Raw genomic sequence first — 1089 nt, 5'->3', positions numbered from 1 at the left:
CGGCGTGCCAGCTCCTCCGCCTCGGCGATGCGGCCCTGGTCGCGCAGCGCGCGCTCCAGCCCCGCCGAGGCGGGGCCGAAATCCGGCCGACGGGCCAGGGCGGCGCGGTAGCGCGCCTCGGCCGCCGCGGCTTCGCCCCGCCGGAGAAGGATGTCGCCCAGCAGCGCCTCGGCATCCGCCCGGTCGGGCACCTCGCGCGCCACGGCCTGACGCAGCGCCGCCTCGGCCGCCTCGGTGCGGCCGGCGCGCATCGCTGCCCGCGCCTCGGCCAGCTCGGTGACGTAGCTGGCGCCGTCCAGCGCCTGGCGCCATTGCTGGGCCCGGGCCGGGGCGGCGGCCACGGCGCGTTCCAGCAGCGCCCGCGCCTCCTCCGCCCGCCCCTGGCGCAGCCGCAGGATGCCGAGGCCGGCCAGCGCATCGGCATCGTCGCGGTTGGCGGCGAGGGCGGCCTGGAACTGGGCTTCGGCGTCGCGGCTGCGATTCGCCTCCAGCGCCTCGAAGCCGCGCTGCCGGGCGAGGTCGCCGGGGGCGGGCTCGCCGGTCGGCGCGGCGCGCGCCTCGGCCAAGCGCTGCGCCATGCCGGCATCGCCCGGGTTGCGGGCGAGGAAGGCCTCCAGCTCCGGGATCGCGCTGCGGCCGGTGCCGAGCCAGATCACCGCCTGCCGCCAGGCGGCGGTCGCCGCGCTGCCCACGCGCGGGTCGGCGGCCAGTCGGCGCAGGGTGGCGATGCCTTCAGCGCGGCTCGGCTCGCGATAGGTCAGGATGCGGCCGAGGGCGAGCTGGAATTGCGGATCGCCGGGCCGGCGGGCGGCGAGCTCCGCCAGCGCCTGCCGCGCCGACGCCCAACCCGGCTCGGTGCCGGCGAGCACGGTGTAGAATTCGACGGCGAGCGGCTCCGGCGGCGTCGCGCCGCCGAAGGCCTCGCGGTAGCGCGCCACCGCCTCCTGCGCCTGCCCGGCCGAGGCCAGGCGCCGCGCCTCGGCCAGCGCCTCGCGGTCCATGGCGGCGCCGCGCAGCCGGGATTCGGCCAGGGCGAGGCGCGGGTCGCCGGGGCCCACCGCCCGGCGCAGCCGGGCCAGCAGCGTCTCG

1 protein-coding gene is annotated in these 1089 nt (G+C 80.2%); it reads right to left on the bottom strand.

Annotated elements, in window-relative coordinates; genetic code table 11:
• The coding region (locus tag NJ376_RS28495; protein WP_252956721.1) for a tetratricopeptide repeat protein at nt 1-1089 on the bottom strand (1089 nt) is incomplete at both ends.

The organism is Siccirubricoccus soli (genome assembly GCF_024178315.1).
Lineage (GTDB): Bacteria > Pseudomonadota > Alphaproteobacteria > Acetobacterales > Acetobacteraceae > Siccirubricoccus > Siccirubricoccus soli.
Note: the sequence above shows the minus strand (reverse complement) of the source record. Positions and strands in the feature narration are given on the sequence as shown.